Here is an 18139-nt window from a genome sequence, read left to right on the forward strand (position 1 = left end):
CCACAGATCAGCCCCAAAGTGCACGTGTGTTACTGGACGTGTCATATGCGCGCGACCCGGCGGCCACATTGAAGTTGGCTGTTTCGCATCCGCCGGGGCGCCTGCCGCGCCGAGCAGCGCGGACGATTCCCGCCGAGTACGAAAGGACATTTCTTCTCCGTGAACCTGCTGCCCACCGAACCCCCGGCATGCACGAAGGACGCCAGCACCCTGTGCGGCCAGGTGTTCCAGGTCACAAACAACGAATGGCTCTCCGCGTCGGCCGGCTGGCTGCTGACGAAGCCGATCAAGATAGTGCTGATCGTCGCCGTGGCGTTCCTGCTGCGCTACGTGGTGCGGCGCCTGATCAACCGCGTGACGCGGATGCCCAGCGGCTCCTCGAAGCTGCCCGCCCTCTTGAGACCGCTGCGGGAGAAAGCTCCCGAAGTTCTCGGGTCCGCCGTGATGGAGCGACGCCGTCAGCGCGCCGCCACCATCGGCTCGGTGCTCAAGTCGATGGCGACGCTGTTCATCTACGGCCTGGCGTTCATCCTCGTGCTGGGCGAACTGGGCATCGACCTGGCGCCGATCATCGCTTCGGCGGGCATCGTCGGTGTCGCGCTCGGTTTCGGCGCGCAGAACCTGGTCAAAGACTTCCTGTCCGGCATCTTCATGATGATCGAGGACCAGTACGGCGTGGGTGACGTCGTCGACGTCGGCGAGGCGTCCGGCACCGTCGAGGCCGTCGGCCTCCGGATCACCACCCTGCGTGACATCAACGGCACCGTCTGGTACGTCCGCAACGGCGAGGTACTGCGGGTCGGCAACTCGAGCCAGGGCTTCGCGGTGGCCGTCGTCGACGTCCCGCTCAGCTACTCCGCCGACGTCGAGAAGGCCACCGAGGTGATGGCCGAGAAGTCGAAGGCGCTGCTGGAGAGCGAGGCGCTGGCACCGAACGTGCTGGAGCCGCCCGAGATGCTCGGCGTCGAGACCGTGACCCCCGAGGGCATCAAGCTCCGCATGACGGTGAAGGTCCGGCCGGGCAAGCAGTGGTCCGTGCAGCGCGCGCTGCGGGCGCATCTGCTCGCCGCGCTGGACGAAGCCGGCTTCGAGCCACCTCTCGGGCGCTTTATGTCGTCCGGCACCGCCGGGCAGTAGGACAAGGGCAGAATGGAGCTGTGTCCGTGACCGAACCTGACCCCACCACCCTGTACGAAGCGATCGGCGGTGAGCCGGTCTTCACCCGGATCGTCGCGCGGTTCTACGCCGAAGTGGCGGTCGACGAGGTGCTACGCCCGCTGTATCCCGAGGAGGACCTCGGCCCGGCCGAGGAGCGCTTCCGGCTGTTCCTCATGCAGTACTGGGGCGGCCCGCACACCTACTCGGACCAGCGCGGCCACCCGCGCCTGCGGATGCGGCACGCCCCGTTCAAGATCGGCCCGATCGAACGCGACGCCTGGTTGCGCTGCATCAAGATCGCGGTCGACGAGGAGAAGATCGGGGAGCCCTACCGCGGGCAGCTGTGGGCGTATCTGGAGATGGCCGCCAACAGCATGATGAACAGTTTCGTGTGATGGAGCGCGACGTGACCTGGTGGGACCACGCGGTCTTCTACCAGGTCTACGTACGCTCGTTCGCCGATTCCGACGGGGACGGCGTCGGTGACCTCGAAGGCATCCGCGGCAAGCTCGGTTACCTGGAGCTGCTCGGGGTCGACGCGCTGTGGCTGACGCCGTTCTACCGCTCCCCCATGGCCGACCACGGCTACGACATCGCCGACCCGCGCGACGTCGACCCGATGTTCGGCACCCTCGGTGACTTCGACGTGCTGCTGACCGAGGCGCACAAACGCGGCATCAAGGTCACCATCGACGTCGTCCCCAACCACACCAGCAACACCCACGCCTGGTTCAAATCGGCGATGGCGGCGCCCCCGCGGAGCCCGGAGCGGGATCGCTACATCTTCCGCGACGGGCTGGGCCCGCGCGGCGACGAGCCGCCGAACAACTGGGTCAGCGCGTTCGGCGGGCCGGCGTGGACCCGTGTCCCGGACGGCCAGTGGTACCTGCACCTGTTCTCGCCGCAGCAGCCGGATCTGAACTGGGCCAACCACGAGGTCGCCGCGGATCTGGAGCGGACCCTGCGGTTCTGGCTGGACCACGGGGTGGACGGTTTCCGCGTCGACGTCGCGCACGGCATGGCGAAACCGCCGGGCCTGCCGGACATGGACCCTCGGGTGAACGCGATGGGGCCGAGCGAGTTCTACGACCCGCGGTTCGACAACGACCGTGTCCACGAGATCCACCAGATGATCCGCAAGGTGCTCGACGAGTACCCCGGCGCCATGGCCGTCGGCGAGATCTGGGTGACCGACGAGGAACGTCTCGCGCGCTATCTGCGCCCGGACGAACTGCATCTGGCGTTCAATTTCCGGCTCGTGCTCACGCATTTCGACGCGGACGCGCTGCGGACGGCCATCGAGCGGTCCCTGGCGGTGCCGAAAGCGGCCGGGGCACCCGCCACCTGGACGCTGGGCAACCACGACGTCTGGCGGCAGGTCAGCCGGTACGGCGGCGGTGAACGCGGCGTCCGGCGCGCGCGGGCGATGGCGCTGGTCGAACTCGCGCTGCCGGGGACGGTCTATCTGTACAACGGCGAGGAACTGGGACTCGGCAACGTCGACATCCCGCCCGACGCGGTCGCGGACCCGCGCGCCAAGACCTCCGGTGCCGAGTTCGGCCGGGACGCGTCACGGGTGCCGCTGCCGTGGGAGGGCGACCTGCCGCCGTTCGGCTTCTCGCGGAATCCGCGGCCTTGGCTGCCGATGCCCGCCTCGTGGGCTTCGGTGACCGTCGAGGCCCAGTTGGAGGATCCGGCGTCGACGCTGTCGCTGTACCGGCGGGCGATCGAGATCCGTAAGTCGCACAAGGCTTTCGGCGGGGACCAGCTCGAATGGTACGGCGCCCCGGCCGGCTGTTTCGCGTTCCGGCGGCGAGGCGGCGGGCTGGTCTGCGCGCTGAACACGTCGGCGAGCCCGATCGCGCTGCCGCCGGGTGAGGTGCTGCTGTCGAGCGTTCCCCTGGTGAACGGGAAACTGCCGCCGGACGCCGCGGCCTGGCTCGTCTGAGCCGGTCCGTCGTGCGCCACGGGTCGTGAGTGGCGTTTCGGGTTCTAACCCGAAACGCCACTCACGAGGGGCCTTAGTTCACCACGATGTAGTAGTCACGGCCGAGTGCCGACCGCTTGCCGTCGGCGGTCCGGCTGTAGACCTGGATCGGGTAGAAGCCCGAAGCGGCAGGGGTGAACGTGAAGCTCGCCTTGCCGTCGGCCCCGGCCGGGACCACGGTCGGCTCGCTCCACTCCTCGTTGAAGTAGTAGACGTACTCGACGACGCCCGGCGTGCGCGGGGTCAGGTGGAAGACGCCGGCGACGCCGGGTCCGCCGCTGCCCTGGGAGTCCGGGTAGTCGGTGCTCGCCACCAGCGGGGCGTCACTGGCCCGGTACGTCGTCGCGGCGGTACCGGACTTCAGTCCCGCGCCGGTCGTGCTCCACACCTCGATCCGGTGAGAGCCCAGGTCTGCGGTGACGATGTTCGCGGTCGTGGCACCCGCCGAAGCCGCGATGGTGGTCTCCGGCCCGCTGTCGATCCGGTAGGTGTAGGAGACGACATCGGCGATGCCCGGTGTGAAGCGGAACTCGGCGGGCACTCCGACGCCGGTTTCCCATGGGCCCTTGATCACGGGCTCCGTCGACTTCACATAGAAGTGGTGGACGTGCTGAGGCGACCGGTTGCCCGCGCTGTCGACGCTCACCACGTAAAGATCGTTCGGACCGGACGTCTGCGGCGTATAAGAGACCGTCGCGGTCCCGCCGGGGTGGTTCGCCGCCACGTAGGTGCCCGCCGGATCGGTGTTCCCGTAAGAGAACCCGACGACCGCGCTGTCCCCGTTGGCGTCGAAGGTGAACGAGCCCGGCATTCCGGCGCCGGGGTGCCAGGCACCGTCGTCCGGGTACTCGGCCGAAGTCACGGTGGGCTCGGCGATCAGGGAAGTGGCGCTCGCCTGGGCCGGTGCGGCGCTGAACGCCACCACCCCGACGGCAAGGAGCGCGGTGAATCTCTGACGAATTCTCATGTGAACCCCCAGGTGATCTTGCTGTCAGGTACAGCTAAGCACAAGAAAACGGTCCGTTCCCCGCGAATTTCGCGGGGAACGGACCATTCAGGGCATTACCCGGATCAGTTGAAGCCGGGGTGCAGCTTGTACTGCGTCTGGGCGTTGAACTGGTTCTGCCGGACGAGCTTCGCCGGGAAGGTCCGCCAGTCGTTGAGGTCCAGGACGTCCAGGCCCTTCACGATGTCGGACGAGAAGATGTGGCCGTTGTACCAGTACGCCGACCACGTCCCGCCGCCGACGAGCTTCTCGTTCGAGAGCGGGCCACGCTCCCAGTACGCGATCTCCTTCGGCTTCGTCGAGTCGGTGAAGTCCCACACCGAGATGCCGCCCTGGTACCAGGACTGGACCATGATGTCCTTGCCCGGCACCGGGATCAGCGAACCGTTGTGCGCCACACAGTTCTCGGTCTCGGACTGCAACCGCGGGATCTTGTAGTAGCTGCGGAACTCCAGCTTGCGGTTGTCGCCGCGGCCGGTGATCTCGTAGATGCCGTTGGCGCCGCGGGTGGAGCCGAACTTCTCCAGGCAGGTCGCCATCCCGCCGCCGCCGAGCTCGTCGGTGAAGACGACCTTGGTGGCGTCGTTGTTGAAGGTGGCGCTGTGCCAGAACGCGAAGTTCACGTTGTCCTGGACCCGGTTGATGACCCGCGGCTTGAGCCGGTCGGCGATGTCGATCAGGACGCCGTCACCCATGCAGGCACCGGCCATCAGGTCCTTCTCCGGCAGCGCCGTCAGGTCGTGGCAACCGGTGGTCGCGGACCGGCGGGTGCCGTCGGGGTTGGTGCCGCCGGCGTTGCCGCCGTCCGCGAACAGCACCGGCGTCGCGACGACGGCGGCCTTCGCCGGGTCCTTCACCGGGACCTTGACGATGGAGATCTTGTCGTGCGGCGGCTGGCAGTCGGGCAGGTTGGCCGCGGGCGCGTACGACGAGACGTAGATGTAGACGTCCTGGCCGCGCTTGTCCGGCACCAGGGTGTTGGTGTGCGAACCGCAGTCGGTCTCGACGGCCGCGACGTACTTCGGCGCCGCGAGGTTCGAGATGTCGAAGATCTTGATGCCTTCCCAGGCCGACTTCTCCGACGCGGGCTTCGCGACGCTGTTGCACGAGTTGTCACTGCGCGCGTAGTCGGTCGAGAGGAAGAGCAGGTCACCGGAGATCGACACGTCGTTCTGCCCGCCGGGGCAGAGGACCTGGCTGACGATCTTCGGGCGGTACGGGTTGCGCACGTCGAAGACGTTGAAGCCGTCGTACGTGCCGATGATCGCGTGCCCCTTGGTGAACGCGATGTCGGTGCCGGTCGAGTCCTTGGTGAACGGTCCCTGCTGCGGGATGTTCGCGATCGACCGGAGGTTGGGGCTGTGAACGATCTCGTCCACGCCAGGGATCGTGGTCTCCGACGGCTCCGCGAGGACGGAGGGCGCGGCGACCGCGCTGGAGGCCCCGAGGGCGGCGACCGCGGCCGCCGCTACGAAGACCCTGGTCAAGCGGCGTTTCAGCCCAGGCTGCAGCACGATATGGCTCTCCTTCCACCCAGCTTTACGCGAACCTTATTACTTATTTAGGCTCAGCAGATACCCACCAACGGAGGTTCTCCCGAGATGAGAAAAAGTTTGACATCGGCGCTGGTCGTGGCCGTTTTCGTCGTCTCGGGTTGCACCGGCGGCGAAGGGCCTGCCGCCCCGTCTCAGAGTGCGCCGGTGATCGTTCCCGGCAAGCCGGGTGAGCAGGCGGGCACCGGCTCCCCCGGCCCGGTGAACCGCGATCAGCCCAACGACGCCGACGTCGAGTACATGACGATGATGATCCCGCACCACGAGCAGGCGAAGGTGATGACCGACCTGGTGCCGGGCAAGACGGCGAACGAGCAGATCCGGGCCATCGCGGGCCGGATCTCGGTGGCGCAGGACGGCGAGGTCACGATGATGAAGACGTGGCTCGCCGACCGCGGCAAGCCGGTGCCGGGCGAAGGGCACGCGGGGCACGGCGGCGGGCACGAGCACGCGCTCATGCCGGGTATGGCGACCGAGGCCCAGCTGGCGGATCTGCGCGCGGCGAGCGGTGTGGCGTTCGAAAAGATGTTCCTCGACCTGATGATCGCGCATCACACGGGCGCGCTGACCATGGCCGAGACCCAGCTCGGCAAGGGTGTCGAGGTCAAGGCGCAGGAGATGGCGCAGGAGGTCATCACCGGCCAGTCCGCCGAGATCGAACGCATGAAGACGATGCGCTCGAAGCTTTAGGCGTCGCCGGAACCCAGGTCACCGAAGCCGGAGTCGCCTGAGTCGTCGAGGGTGCCCGAGACGATCCAGGTCGCCAGCGCGGCGGCCTGGACGTACGGCGCCGCCTGCGCGGCCGCCCGTCCGGCGGCCTTGGCCCGGCCCCATTTCTCCGGGCGTTCAGCGCGTTCCGGCGCCTCCTCACCCGGCGGGCGCTCGGTCCGCCACGGGGTCTCCTCCGGCCTGACCTCGGCGAGGAAGTCAGCGGTCGGGTCCTCACCGCCCTTGTCGTTCATGGGGACAGCCTGACACCGCGGGCGGCCGGAAGCCACCCGCGGTGCTCGGCGGTAAGAAACCTGTCAGAACAGCAGCGGCAGGAGCGCGTGACGGCGCTTGATGACGGCGCCATACCGCGCGTCGATGCGCATCCACGAATCGGTCGCGGTGACCCGGACGACGTCGCCGTCGATCGACGAGTCGACGAAACCCATCCCCGACAGCGCGAACAGGCACCGCATCTGGACCTTGATCTCCAGCTCGTTGCCGGAAACGGTGAGCACCGCCTGGTCCATCAGCGACGCGGGCGGGTTGCCGTGCGGGCCGGCGTTGTCACGGGCGAGGGTGACCCCGCGATCGGCCAGCTCCGCGATCACCGTCGCAGGCAGCTCGTCCACCAGCTGCCAGCGGCCGGGGGCGGGCAGCTCGGAATGCCACATCAGGTCACGGGCCGGGCCCGGATCCATCCGCTCGCCGCCGGCGATGGTCAGCGCGGCGAGCAGCTCATTCCCGGACACGGTGATGTCCGGCGGCGTGATGTCGCCGGCGACGGCCCTGGTGGCGAGGACCTCGAACGGGGTCGTGCTCCACGCCTCGACGACGCCGTCGCCGCGCTGCCGCAACCGCACCAGCGTGTTCTGGTCGAGCCGGACCGCCCTGGCCACGAACGCGCCGAGCGTTTCGCGGTCGCCCGCGTCCGGGATGACGAGCTCAGGCATCGGCGAACCCCTTCTCCAGGAAGGCGCGCTCGTCCTCGGTCAGCCGCCGGGGCCGTTCGGTCCCGGTGTCGAACGGGGCGAGCACCGTCTCCGCGGTGACCGCGACCTTGTCGGCCCCGGCCGGCCCGTCGTGCACCCGGTAGCCGAGGGTGAAGCTGGCGTGCTTCAAGTCCTTCAACGAGATCTCCACCCGGATGTCCTGATCGGACACCACGATCGGCGAACGGTAATGGACGGCCAGCTTCACCACCACGATGCCCTTGGGCAGCTCGGTGAGCCCGGCCCGGACGGCGTCCCCGAACAGCAGGGGGATCCGCGCCTCTTCGAGCAGGGTCACCAGGTTCGCGTGGTTGACGTGCCCGTAGACGTCCATATCCGACCAGCGCGGCCGGATCAGGGAAATGTAGCTCACTACCTCACCGTGCTCCGGATCTGCCTCGCCGCCACCGACAGCGTCGCCAGGTCGAGTTTGCCGATCTGGCTGATCTCGTCCAGCGCGACACGGGCCCGCTGCAACCGTGAGGCGTTCGTCTTCTCCCAGTGCGCGATCTTCTCGTCCGGGTCGGTGCCCGAATCGCTGTGCCGCAACGCGTCCAGCGTGATCGTCCGCAGTGAGCCGTAGACGTCGTCCCGCAGCGCCAGCCGCGCGAGCGCGTGCCAGCGGTTGCCGCGTTCGAGACCGCTGATCGACGTCAGCATCTTGTCGATGCCGAGGTGGTCCGACAGCGCGTAGTACAGGCCCGCGGTCTCCGGCGGGGTGTGCACCGCGTCGATCCCGGCCTGCTGCTCGGCCAGCTCCGCGACATCGGTGACGTCGAGCAGGCCGAAGGTGTGCAGCAGGAGCGCGATGCGCTCCGCCAGTTCCGTCGGGACGCCCTTCCCGATCAGCCGCTCGGTGTTCGCGTCCACCGAAGCGCACTCGACACCGCGAAGCAGCTCGTGCGCCCGCGGCGCCAGTTCGCCGACGACCCGGCCGAACCGGTTGATCTCGGCGAGCGGGGCGAGGGGCTGCGGCCGGTTGGTGAGGAACCAGCGGGCGGCCCGGTCGAGCAGCCTGCGGGTCTCCAGCATCATCTCGTCGGCGACCTCGGTCGGCACGACGTTGTCCAGCGCGTCGATCTGCGCCCACAGCGAGGGCAGGTCGTACACGTGGGTGACCACGGCGTACGCGCGGACCGCGTCGGTCGCGGTCGCGTTCATCTCCTCCATCAGGCGGTAGACGTAGGAGATCCCGGCGCCGTCGACGACCTCGTTGGCCACCATCGTCGTGATGATCTCGCGCTTCAGCGGGTGCTGGAAGATCGCGTCGCCGAACTGCTCCCGAAGCGGCTTCGGGAAGTACTCGGGCAGACGGCGCGAGAACACCTCGGAGTCCGGCAGCTCGCTCGCCAGCAGTTCGTCCTTGAGGTCGAGCTTGACGTGCGCGAGCAGTGTCGCCAGCTCCGGCGACGTGAGGCCCTCGCCCGCCTTCTCCAGCGCGCGGAACTCCGCCGAACTCGGCAGCGCTTCGAGCTTGCGGTCGAAGGCGCCCTTCGCGACCAGCGCCGCGACGAGCCGCTGGTGCACCGAGACCATCGGCCCGGCGTGCGCCCGGCTGACCCCGAGCACGGCGTTCTGCCGGTAGTTGTCGGCCAGCACCAGCTCGCCGACCTCGTCGGTCATCTGCTCCAGCAGCTCGTTGCGCTGCTCGGCACCCAGCGATCCGGTCGAGACCAGGTGGTCCAGCAGGATCTTGATGTTGACCTCGTGGTCGGAGCAGTCGACGCCGGCGGAGTTGTCGAGCGCGTCGGTGTTGATCTTGCCGCCGGCGCGGGCGAACTCGATCCGGCCGAGCTGGGTCAGTCCCAGGTTCCCGCCCTCGCCGACGACCTTGACGCGGAGCTGGTTGCCGTTGACGCGCAAGGCGTCGTTGGCCTTGTCGCCCGCGTCCGCGTGGCTCTCCCGCTCGGCCTTGACGTAGGTGCCGATACCGCCGTTCCACAGTAGCTCGACCGGGGACAGCAGGATCGCCTGCATGAGGTCGTTCGGCGCCAGCGCGGTGACGTCCTCGGCGAGCCCGAGCGCCTCGCGGACCTGCGGGCTGACCGGGATCGTCTTCGCCGACCGCGAGTAGATGCCACCGCCCTCGCTGATCAGCGAGCGGTCGTAGTCCTCCCACGAGGACCGCGGCAGGTCGAACAACCGCCGCCGCTCGGCGAACGAAGACGCCGAGTCCGGGGCCGGGTCGAGGAAGATGTGCAGGTGGTTGAAGGCGGCCACCAGGCGGATGTGCTCGGAGAGCAGCATGCCGTTGCCGAAGACGTCACCCATCATGTCGCCGATGCCGACGACGGTGAAGTCCTCGGTCTGGGTGTCCTTGCCCAGCTCGCGGAAGTTGCGCTTGACGCTTTCCCAAGCGCCCTTCGCGGTGATGCCCATGGCCTTGTGGTCGTAGCCGACCGAGCCGCCGGAGGCGAAGGCGTCGCCGAGCCAGAACCGGTAGTTCGCCGAAACCTCGTTCGCGATGTCGGAGAACTTCGCGGTGCCCTTGTCCGCGGCGACCACGAGGTAGCTGTCGTCGCCGTCGTGGCGGACCACGCCCGGCGCCGGGACGGTCTTGCCCTCGACGCGGTTGTCGGTCACATCCAGCAGGCCGGAGATGAACATGCGGTAGCAGGCGATGCCCTCGTTCAGCTGGGCGTCGCGATCCAGGCCAGGGTCACCGGTGGCCGCCGGCGGGCGCTTCACGACGAAGCCGCCCTTCGCGCCGACAGGCACGATGACCGCGTTCTTGACCGCCTGCGCCTTGACCAGGCCGAGGATCTCCGTGCGGAAGTCCTCCCGGCGGTCGGACCACCGCAGGCCACCGCGCGCGACGTCGCCGAACCGCAGGTGCACACCCTCGATCCGGGGCGAGTACACGAAGATCTCGTACTTCGGCCGCGGCTCGGGCAGTTCGGGCACCGCGCTCGGGTCGAGTTTGAGCGCCAGGTACTGGCGGGAGTTCCCGGCCTCGTCGGTGACGTGGTAGTTCGTGCGCAGCGTGGCGAGGATGACCGCCATCAGCCGTCGCAGGATCCTGTCTTCGTCGAGGCTGGTCACCTCGTCGACCAGCTTGCCGATCTCGGTGGTGAGCTGGTCGGCCTGCGACGCGCGGGCCTCGTCGCCGAGCGAGAGGTCGAACCGGGTCTCGAACAGCCGCACCAGCGCGGTGGCGATGTCGGTGTGTGCGAGGACGGTGGTCTCGATGTACTCCTGGGAGAACGGGATCTTCGTCTGGCGCAGGTACCGCGAGTAGGCGCGCAGGATCGCGGCCTGGCGCCAGGTGAGGCCGGCGCGCAGGACGAGACCGTTGAAGCCGTCGACCTCGCAGTCGCCGCGCCAGGCGGCGTGGAAGGCGTCCTGGAAGCGGGTGCGGAGGTCGTGGTCGGCGTGGTCGAGGACCTGCGGGTCGATCAGCAGGCCGAAGTCGTAGATCCAGGACCGGCCGCCGTCCTCGCGGCGCAGTTCGTACGGCCGTTCGTCGACGACCTCGACGCCCATGCGCTGCAGGACCGGGAGCACCTTGGAGAGGGTGACGCCCTCGCCGCGCAGGTACAGCTTGAACCGCCGCTCCCCCGGCTCGGCGTCGGCGGGCAGGTAGAACGACAGCGACAGGTCGCCCTCGTCGGTCAGCGACTCCAGGGAGCGGAGGTCCGCGAGCGCTTCGAGCGCGGTGAAGTCCTCCTTGTAGCCCTCGGGGAACACCGCGGCGAACCGCTGTCCCTGTTCGCCCGCGGACTCCTCGCCCAGCAGGCCGATCGCGACGCCGCTGTCCCCGGCGCGCTCGCGGCGCTCGGCGAGGATCGCCTCGACCATCCGGTCGTCCCAGCTGCGGACGGCTTCGTTGAGCCGTTCCTGGATGCGCAGGGTGTCCGGTTCGGACCGCTGCGAGGGGTCGGTGTGCACGATGAAGTGCACCTGCGCGAGCACGGTTTCCCCGATACGCGCGCTGTACTCCAGTTGCGTGCCTTCGAGTTCTTCGAGCAGGACCTCCTGCATCGCGAGCCGCGAACGGGTCGTGTAGCGGTCACGCGGGAGGTACACGAGGCAGGAGTAGAAGCGGCCGTACGGGTCGCGGCGCAGGAACAGCCGGAGCCGTCTGCGATCCGACAGCGTGATCGCGCCGGTCGTCGTCGAGTACAGCGAGTCGGTGTCGGCCGAGAACAGGTCCGCGCGCGGCCAGTTCTGCAGCACTTCGAGCATCCGCTGGCCGGAGAAGGACTCCATCGGGAAGCCCGCGCGGTGGATGACCTCGCGGACCCGGTTGCAGACCACCGGGATGTCCAGCACGTTCTCGTGCAGGGCGGTGGTGGTGAACATGCCGAGGAAGCGGTGTTCGCCGGTGACGTTTCCCTTGTCGTCGAACGTTTTTACGCCGACGTAGTACGGGTAGACCGGGCGGTGCACCGTGGACGGCGCGCTCGCCTGGGTCAGCACCAGCAGGGTCGGCGCGAGCGCGGACGCCGCCGTGTCGGGCCCGGCGGTGAGGCTGCGCGCGGCGAGGCTGTCCTGGCGCAGCACACCCAGCCCGGTCGCGAGCACCGCGCGCAAGGCGGGTTCGTCGCTGTCCGGGTGCGGGTTGTCGATCAGCTCGTAGCGCCGGTAGCCCAGGAAGGTGAAGTGACCGTCGGCGAGCCAGCGCAGCAGCCGGGCACCTTCGGCGACCTCGCTCTCGGACAGCTGCGACGGGTTCCCGTCCAGCTCGTCGGCGAGACGGCGCGCCGTCTCCGCCATCTTGTCGGTGTCCTCGACGACCTCACGCACGTCACCCAGCACCGACGACAGCCGGTTGTCCAGCTCGCGGGCGCGGTTCGGGTCCGTCACCAGGTCGATCTCGATGTACATCCACGACTCGGCCGCGGAGTTCAGCGGCGGATCGGCCGGGTCGGCGTCCGGGTGGACCTCCAGCAGTTCGCCGGTGAGGTCGCGGCTGACCACGACGATCGGGTGCACGATGCGCTGCACCTGCACCCCGTCCCGCGCGAACTCGGCCGCGACGGAATCCACCAGATACGGCATGTCGTCCGTGACGACCTGCACGACGGTCGCCTCACGCGTCCAGCCGTCTTCGGGACCCGTCGGATTCAGCAGCCGCACCGCGGGGCGGCCGGGCATCCGGTCCTTCGCCAGCTGCAGATGCGAACGGACGGCGCCGACGAGGTCGACCGGATCGTCACCGAGAATCTCTTCGGCCGGGATGTGCCGGTAGTACAGGCGGATCAGTTCGCCGATCTCCGGGGCGTACGCCGCGGCGGCGTCGATCAGGTCGTCCCGGATCTGCTCCGGGTTCACCGACCGGCGCCGGGCGCCATCCTCGGTGCCGACATCTTTTCCGGGCAGGGACGAGACTCCCGTCGAGCTCATTTGAGGCAACTCTCCACAGTAGCGAGATTGACACCGCGACCGGCACGACTCTGTACCGGCCCAGACCCAACCTACAGCTCCGGACTGTCGGCTCCACAAGGCCGGGTCATTCCCCGCCGTCGAAGATTTCCCTGCTCAGATGCCGGAATCGCCGTGATCGGTTCAGCTACTCACCGGTCACATCGGCGGTCTGTCCGGCCCATCCCGCGACCCGCCACACCGGGGTGACCAGCACCCATTGCCGCGCACGGACACGACTCCCGGCCTCACCCGGCCGACTGAATCGTTCAAGACCCACACGGCGGTCACCGGGGTGAGCAAGGGACCTTTGCTATCGCGCGGTCAGTCGCTCCCGTTGGCGCGGTGCCGGTCGTGGCCGTTGACCGGACGCTTTCCCGAGTCCTGTGAGCCGAGTTGTTTCACGAGCGCGGCGGCGCTCGCCGTCCCCGCCTGATGCTCGGCGAGCGCACGGGCGAGCAGATCGGCGAGACCGGCGTCCGGCGGCGGCTCGTCCTCCGCGATCGCGCGGGCGTAGCTCTCCGGGAAGGGGGTGACCGGCCGCCAGGAGCCGGTGTCGGTCAGCGGGTCCAAGGCAGGCGGCATCCGCAACCGCGGCAGCCAAGGATCCGCGACCTCGTCCTTGGGGGTTTCCGGTGTTCCGCCGTTGTACGACGGCGGCGGGTCTTCCCGAGGCGGCGGCGCGAGCGGGACGGCGGGTTCGGCGTACTCGACCGGAGGCTGCTCCCGGTGGGCGCGTTCCTCGGCGACGGGTTCGGGATGGACGGGATCCGTGGCGCCATCCGCGCGACGGCGGCCACGCCCCTGGCCGCCCGCGCTCGAGATCCCGAGCCGGTCCAGTACCGATTTCGCCGCCACGGAACCGTGCTCGGCGTCATGCCTGGTCTTGCGCGAAACGGGCGCGGCGGACCGGCGGACACGCTCTTCGGCCGCCCACTCGTCGCTCTCCCACAACGGCGCGGCGGTCCCCGGCGGACGAGGCGGTTCGGTCTCCGCGGTCATCCTCGGCCGGGGTTCGGCCGCGGGTTCCGGAGCCAGAAGCAGTTCCGGGACAACGGGTTCCGGGGCCGGTACGGGCATCGGCTCCTCGTACCGGGCCGGTGCTTCGGCGCGCCGCCTGCCGGCCGTGGGCTCCGGACGGGCAGCCACCGGATCCGGAACGACGGTCTCGGGAGCCTCGTGCGCCACGGGCGCCTCCGGACGGCGGCGCCGCGAGCGCTCCGGTTCCGGACGCGCTACCGGCTCGGGGCTCGGCGCGGGCTCCGGTTTCGGCGGCGGCATCAGCTTCGGCGCGGCGGGTTCGGCCTTGGGCTCGAACCTGATCGTCGGCTTGGGTTGCCGAGGTTTCTTCGGTACCCGGCGCCGCCAATCGCTGTCGGACGCCGCGGCTTCCCGAACCGGCTCCGGACGAGGCGGCGGCTTCAGTACTGGCGCTTCGGTCTTTTCCGCGACCGGTGCCACGGCAGGCTCCGGTCGCGGAGGCGCCACGGGACGCTCCGGCTGCCGCGGAGATGCGGAAGGCGTCTCAGTCTGCCGCGAAGGCCCGGTTAGCCGCAGAGGTGCGGCAGTGGGCTCGATCTGCTGCGGAGGCGCGGAAGGGGGCTCGGTTTGCCATGGGGGTGTGAGAGAGGGTCCGGTCTGCTGCAGGGGTGCGGCAGAGGGCTCGGTTTGCCGCGGAGATGCGATGGGAAGCTCAACCTGCCGCGAAGGCGTGGCTGGACGCGAAGGCTCGACCGGCCGGTGCCGCGCCGGCGCGGGCTCCGGCTGCCTGCTTTGCCGCACGGGCTGCGGCGGCTCGTGGCGAACCGGCGGCTCGGCCGCGGCCCGCTTCGGGGGTGCCACATCGATCGCCGTCATCACCGCGGTCACCTCGGCGGCCTCCGGCGCGGGAACCGACACTGGAGCGGGAGCCGCCGTGACGGCCGGCCTCGCGGCGACAGCCCGCAGGACGTCGTCGAGGTCGACAGCGGCATTCTCGGTCGCGCCGAACTCACCGACCAGGACGTTGCACGCCTGCCTGCGCGCGCGGGCGTGCAGATGCTCGGCGGCACGCGAACGGTGCAGGCAGCCGATGGCCTCCTCGGCCCGGCCGAGCCGTTCCTCGATCTGCGCGAGTTCCAGCCACAGCCGCGCCGTGACGGCGTGAAGATTGTGGTCCTCGGTACCGGCGACCGACTCTCGCACGAGCATGCCCGCGGCTTCACCTGATCCCGCGGGCAGCAGGACACGGGTGGCCACCGCCAGCCGCAGCCACGCGGCGGGCGCTATCCCGGCGGCGCGGACCGGCGCGTCGAGGATCGGCTGCGCGACCTCCATCGCCATCTCCGTGTCGCCCCGGTCCAGCAACGTGCAGACGAGTTGCAGGACCAGCCTGACCCGGACGAGACCTCCGTCGTCGCCAGGGTTTTCGAGCTTCTCCAGCATGCCCAGCCCGGTCCGCGCGGCGTCGGCGGCCGATGTCAGGTCGCCATGCCGACGCCGATGCGCCGACACCCCGACCCGCAGCAGCGCACGGATCAGCAGCTGCGAATCCGCCGTCATCGAACCGTCGCCTGCCACGAGCTTGTCCGCCTCGGCGAGCACCCGGTCCAGTTCCGCCTTGCGGCCGAACTGCGCCAAGCAGCCGACGAGGTGACACAACGCCTCGGCCCGGTGCGCCGGTGAGACCGCCGGATCCGCCAGCAGCGGGCGAAGTGCGGCCAGCCCGGTCAGCGGGATGCCGACGCTACGCGCGCAGACTGCCAGGTCGATCCTCAGCCGGGCGGCGATGTCGCCGTAGCCCGCGTGTTCGGCGGCGCGCAAGGCGGCCACCGCCCGGCCGACCGTCCGGGGACGGCCACCGAGCCGCACCCGAGCGGTCACCACCAGGCTCTCCGCGCGGATCCACTGCTCGTCGGCACCGGCCGCCTCGGCGAGCGCGGCCGCGCGCTCCCCGAGGACCAAGGCGAGTTCGGGCGCCCTCAGGTGCAGGGCGTCCGCTCGTTCGATCAGCCTGCCGACAGCGGACAGGGTTCCCCCGGTGGCAGCCGTCCGCCCACCCACCATGGTGGTGGGTGAGCCCGGCCGTTGGCGCTTGCTGGCTTCCACGGGGAACCCCCGGCCCTCAGTCGCGGGTCAGCTTGCGATGGGTGACGCGGTGCGGACGAGCCGCCTCGGCACCGAGACGTTCGACCTTGTTCTTCTCGTAGCCCTCGAAGTTACCTTCGAACCAGAACCATTGCGAGGGGTTCTCGTCGGTGCCTTCCCAGGCGAGGATGTGCGTGGCGACCCGGTCGAGGAACCACCGGTCGTGCGAGATCACCACGGCGCAGCCGGGGAACTGCTCGAGAGCGTTCTCCAGCGACCCCAGGGTCTCGACGTCCAGGTCGTTCGTCGGCTCGTCGAGCAGGATCAGGTTCCCGCCCTGCTTGAGGGTCAGCGCCAGGTTCAGCCGGTTGCGCTCACCACCGGAGAGCACGCCCGCCGGCTTCTGCTGGTCCGGACCCTTGAAACCGAACGCGCTGACGTAGGCACGCGAGGGCATTTCGGTCTGCCCGACGTGGATGTAGTCCAGCTTGTCCGAAACCACCTCCCATACCGTCTTCTTCGGGTCGATCCCGCCGCGGTTCTGGTCCACATAGGACAGTTTGACCGTCTCGCCGATCTTGACCCGGCCGTCGTCCGGCTCCTCGATCCCGACGATCGTCTTGAACAGGGTCGTCTTGCCGACACCGTTCGGCCCGATCACGCCGACGATGCCGTTGCGCGGCAGGTCGAACGACAGCCCGTCGATCAGCACACGGTCGTCGAAACCCTTGCGCAGCTTCTCGACCTCGACGACCACGCTGCCCAGCCGGGGCCCCGGCGGGATCTGGATCTCTTCGAAGTCGAGCTTGCGGTGCTTGTCCGCCTCCGCGGCCATCTCCTCGTAGCGGTCCAGCCGGGACCGCGACTTGGTCTGACGGGCCTTGGCGTTGGACCGGACCCATTCGAGTTCGGACTTCAGCCGCTTGGCGAGCTTGGCGTCCTTCTTGCCCTGGACCTCGAGGCGCTCGCGCTTCTTCTCCAGGTACGTCGAGTAGTTGCCCTCGTAGCCGACGACACGGCCGCGGTCGAGCTCCATGATCCACTGCGCGACGTTGTCCAGGAAGTACCGGTCGTGGGTGACGGCGAGGACGGCGCCGGCGTAGTTGGCGAGGAACTGTTCCAGCCACAGCACGCTTTCGGCGTCCAGATGGTTGGTGGGCTCGTCGAGGAGCAGCAGGTCGGGCGCGGACAGGAGCAGCTTGCACAGCGCGACCCGGCGGCGCTCACCACCGGAGAGGTGGGTGACCGGCTCTTCCGGCGGCGGGCAGCGCAGGGCGTCCATCGCCTGCTCGACCGCGGAGTCGATCTCCCACGCGTCGGCGTGGTCGAGGTCCTCCTGGAGCTTGCCCATCTCCTCCATCAGCTCATCGCTGTAGTCGGTCGCCATCAGCTCGGCGACCTCGTTGAAGCGGTTGAGCTTGACCTTGATGTCGCCAAGGCCTTCTTCGACGTTTTCGCGGACGGTCTTCTCTTCGTTGAGCACCGGCTCCTGCATGAGGATGCCGACGCTGGCGCCAGGCTGGAGGAAGGCTTCGCCGTTGCTGGCCTGCTCGATCCCCGCCATGATCTTCAGAACGGTGGACTTACCCGCGCCGTTCGGCCCCACCACGCCGATCTTGGCGCCGGGGTAGAACGCGGTGCTGACGTCGTCGAGGATGACCTTGTCCCCGACGGTCTTGCGCACCTTCTTCATGGTGTAGATGAACTCGGCCATACAAGCGATCGTAGAGCGAGCCGATCGGGGCCTTGACGGCGGTCACCACCGAACTACCGACAGTCAGCCTGACATCACTGAGCGAGCATCGGGACCCTCAGCCCACGGGCGCGTCCTCCAGCGCGGTGACCATGGGATTCCCCACCGGCGGCGGAGACAACGGGATCGCCCTGGGCCGATCACGCCCGGCCCGCTGGATCTCGACCGAGCACCGCGCGAGGTTGGGGCCGATGGAGAAGGCCTCAAGCTCAGGTAGACCGAGAGGCGCCGGGATCTCCTCCGCGGTCTCGGCGCCGCGCAGCCGACCGGCCACGATCACCGGATCGCCCTTGCTCAGGCACGCGAACGCCGCCATCGCCAGCTTTCGCCAGCAGGTGACCTTGACCGCGAGTTGCCGCCCCTCGCCCCACTCGCCTCTTTCCTTGTCGTACCGGCGTTCGACACTCCGCAAGCCGAACGACACGATGTCGTGCCCGTGCGCCCGCTCCGGATGGTGGACCGGTTCGCTGGTCAGATTGCCGATCATGGTCACCCACGTTTCGCCCATCGCCATCACACTTCCCTTTCGCCTCGGCCGGGCCGCTCCCGGTT

13 protein-coding genes are annotated in these 18139 nt (G+C 69.1%); 4 read left to right on the forward strand and 9 right to left on the reverse strand.

Features of this window, described 5'->3' with window-relative positions:
* Positions 1-159: 159 nt before the first annotated feature.
* From AMYAL_RS0101555 to AMYAL_RS0101565, 3 genes are read left to right on the forward strand one after another with little or no spacing between them, the layout of a single operon-like run.
* Positions 160-1137, forward strand: coding sequence for a mechanosensitive ion channel family protein (locus AMYAL_RS0101555; protein ID WP_020629538.1), 978 nt, complete (start codon positions 160-162; stop codon positions 1135-1137).
* A gap of 20 nt (positions 1138-1157) precedes the next feature.
* Positions 1158-1553, forward strand: coding sequence for a globin (locus tag AMYAL_RS0101560; RefSeq protein WP_020629539.1), 396 nt, complete (start codon positions 1158-1160; stop codon positions 1551-1553).
* Complete coding sequence (locus AMYAL_RS0101565) at positions 1553-3106, forward strand: glycoside hydrolase family 13 protein (protein ID WP_020629540.1); 1554 nt, start codon at positions 1553-1555, stop codon at positions 3104-3106. The genes AMYAL_RS0101560 and AMYAL_RS0101565 overlap by 1 nt, the downstream gene beginning before the upstream one ends.
* Before the next feature lie 73 nt (positions 3107-3179).
* On the opposite strand, the gene AMYAL_RS0101570 is transcribed toward AMYAL_RS0101565, so the two are convergent.
* Both AMYAL_RS0101570 and AMYAL_RS0101575 read right to left on the reverse strand, forming a co-directional pair.
* Positions 3180-4112 carry a hypothetical protein gene (locus AMYAL_RS0101570; RefSeq protein WP_051137492.1) on the reverse strand — a complete coding sequence of 311 codons (933 nt, stop codon included), beginning with the start codon at positions 4110-4112 and terminating at the stop codon, positions 3180-3182.
* 104 nt (positions 4113-4216) lie between these two features.
* Entirely contained in the window at positions 4217-5665 is a 1449-nt protein-coding gene (locus AMYAL_RS0101575; protein ID WP_020629542.1) for an LVIVD repeat-containing protein, read from the reverse strand.
* Positions 5666-5752: 87 nt separating this feature from the next.
* Here AMYAL_RS0101575 and AMYAL_RS0101580 point away from each other — a divergent pair, with 87 nt between their 5' ends.
* Entirely contained in the window at positions 5753-6394 is a 642-nt protein-coding gene (locus tag AMYAL_RS0101580; RefSeq protein ID WP_026466645.1) for a DUF305 domain-containing protein, read from the forward strand.
* On the opposite strand, the gene AMYAL_RS0101585 is transcribed toward AMYAL_RS0101580, so the two are convergent.
* The 7 genes from AMYAL_RS0101585 to AMYAL_RS0101615 form a co-directional block, all read right to left on the reverse strand.
* Positions 6391-6666: a hypothetical protein gene (locus AMYAL_RS0101585; protein WP_020629544.1), complete on the reverse strand. Its 276-nt coding sequence runs from the start codon at positions 6664-6666 to the stop codon at positions 6391-6393. The genes AMYAL_RS0101580 and AMYAL_RS0101585 overlap by 4 nt on opposite strands.
* Positions 6667-6729: 63 nt before the next feature.
* Entirely contained in the window at positions 6730-7365 is a 636-nt protein-coding gene (locus AMYAL_RS0101590; RefSeq protein ID WP_020629545.1) for a DUF8010 domain-containing protein, read from the reverse strand.
* Positions 7358-7777: an acyl-CoA thioesterase gene (locus AMYAL_RS0101595; RefSeq protein WP_020629546.1), complete on the reverse strand. Its 420-nt coding sequence runs from the start codon at positions 7775-7777 to the stop codon at positions 7358-7360. Before AMYAL_RS0101595 ends, AMYAL_RS0101590 begins: the two co-directional genes overlap by 8 nt.
* Positions 7777-12750, reverse strand: coding sequence for an NAD-glutamate dehydrogenase (locus AMYAL_RS0101600; protein ID WP_020629547.1), 4974 nt, complete (start codon positions 12748-12750; stop codon positions 7777-7779). The genes AMYAL_RS0101595 and AMYAL_RS0101600 overlap by 1 nt, the downstream gene beginning before the upstream one ends.
* Before the next feature lie 342 nt (positions 12751-13092).
* Positions 13093-15855: a hypothetical protein gene (locus tag AMYAL_RS0101605; RefSeq protein ID WP_026466646.1), complete on the reverse strand. Its 2763-nt coding sequence runs from the start codon at positions 15853-15855 to the stop codon at positions 13093-13095.
* Positions 15856-15871: 16 nt separating this feature from the next.
* The gene (ettA, locus tag AMYAL_RS0101610) at positions 15872-17548 is read right to left on the reverse strand and encodes an energy-dependent translational throttle protein EttA (RefSeq protein ID WP_020629549.1); all 1677 of its coding nucleotides are present in this window, start codon (positions 17546-17548) and stop codon (positions 15872-15874) included.
* A gap of 97 nt (positions 17549-17645) precedes the next feature.
* Positions 17646-18101: a single-stranded DNA-binding protein gene (locus AMYAL_RS0101615; RefSeq protein WP_020629550.1), complete on the reverse strand. Its 456-nt coding sequence runs from the start codon at positions 18099-18101 to the stop codon at positions 17646-17648.
* Positions 18102-18139: the final 38 nt, after the last annotated feature.

This window comes from Amycolatopsis alba DSM 44262 (assembly GCF_000384215.1).
GTDB classification, from domain to species: domain Bacteria; phylum Actinomycetota; class Actinomycetes; order Mycobacteriales; family Pseudonocardiaceae; genus Amycolatopsis; species Amycolatopsis alba.

Excerpts from the sequence above, each read along its gene's own strand:
- AMYAL_RS0101590 (WP_020629545.1), bottom strand. The coding sequence starts at position 7,365 with ATGCCTGAGCTCGTCATCCCGGACGCGGGCGACCGCGAAACGCTCGGC.
- ettA (WP_020629549.1), bottom strand. The coding sequence starts at position 17,548 with ATGGCCGAGTTCATCTACACCATGAAGAAGGTGCGCAAGACCGTCGGG.
- AMYAL_RS0101600 (WP_020629547.1), bottom strand. The coding sequence starts at position 12,750 with ATGAGCTCGACGGGAGTCTCGTCCCTGCCCGGAAAAGATGTCGGCACC.
- AMYAL_RS0101570 (WP_051137492.1), bottom strand. The coding sequence starts at position 4,112 with ATGAGAATTCGTCAGAGATTCACCGCGCTCCTTGCCGTCGGGGTGGTG.
- AMYAL_RS0101615 (WP_020629550.1), bottom strand. The coding sequence starts at position 18,101 with ATGGCGATGGGCGAAACGTGGGTGACCATGATCGGCAATCTGACCAGC.
- AMYAL_RS0101565 (WP_020629540.1), top strand. The coding sequence starts at position 1,553 with ATGGAGCGCGACGTGACCTGGTGGGACCACGCGGTCTTCTACCAGGTC.
- AMYAL_RS0101580 (WP_026466645.1), top strand. The coding sequence starts at position 5,753 with ATGAGAAAAAGTTTGACATCGGCGCTGGTCGTGGCCGTTTTCGTCGTC.
- AMYAL_RS0101585 (WP_020629544.1), bottom strand. The coding sequence starts at position 6,666 with ATGAACGACAAGGGCGGTGAGGACCCGACCGCTGACTTCCTCGCCGAG.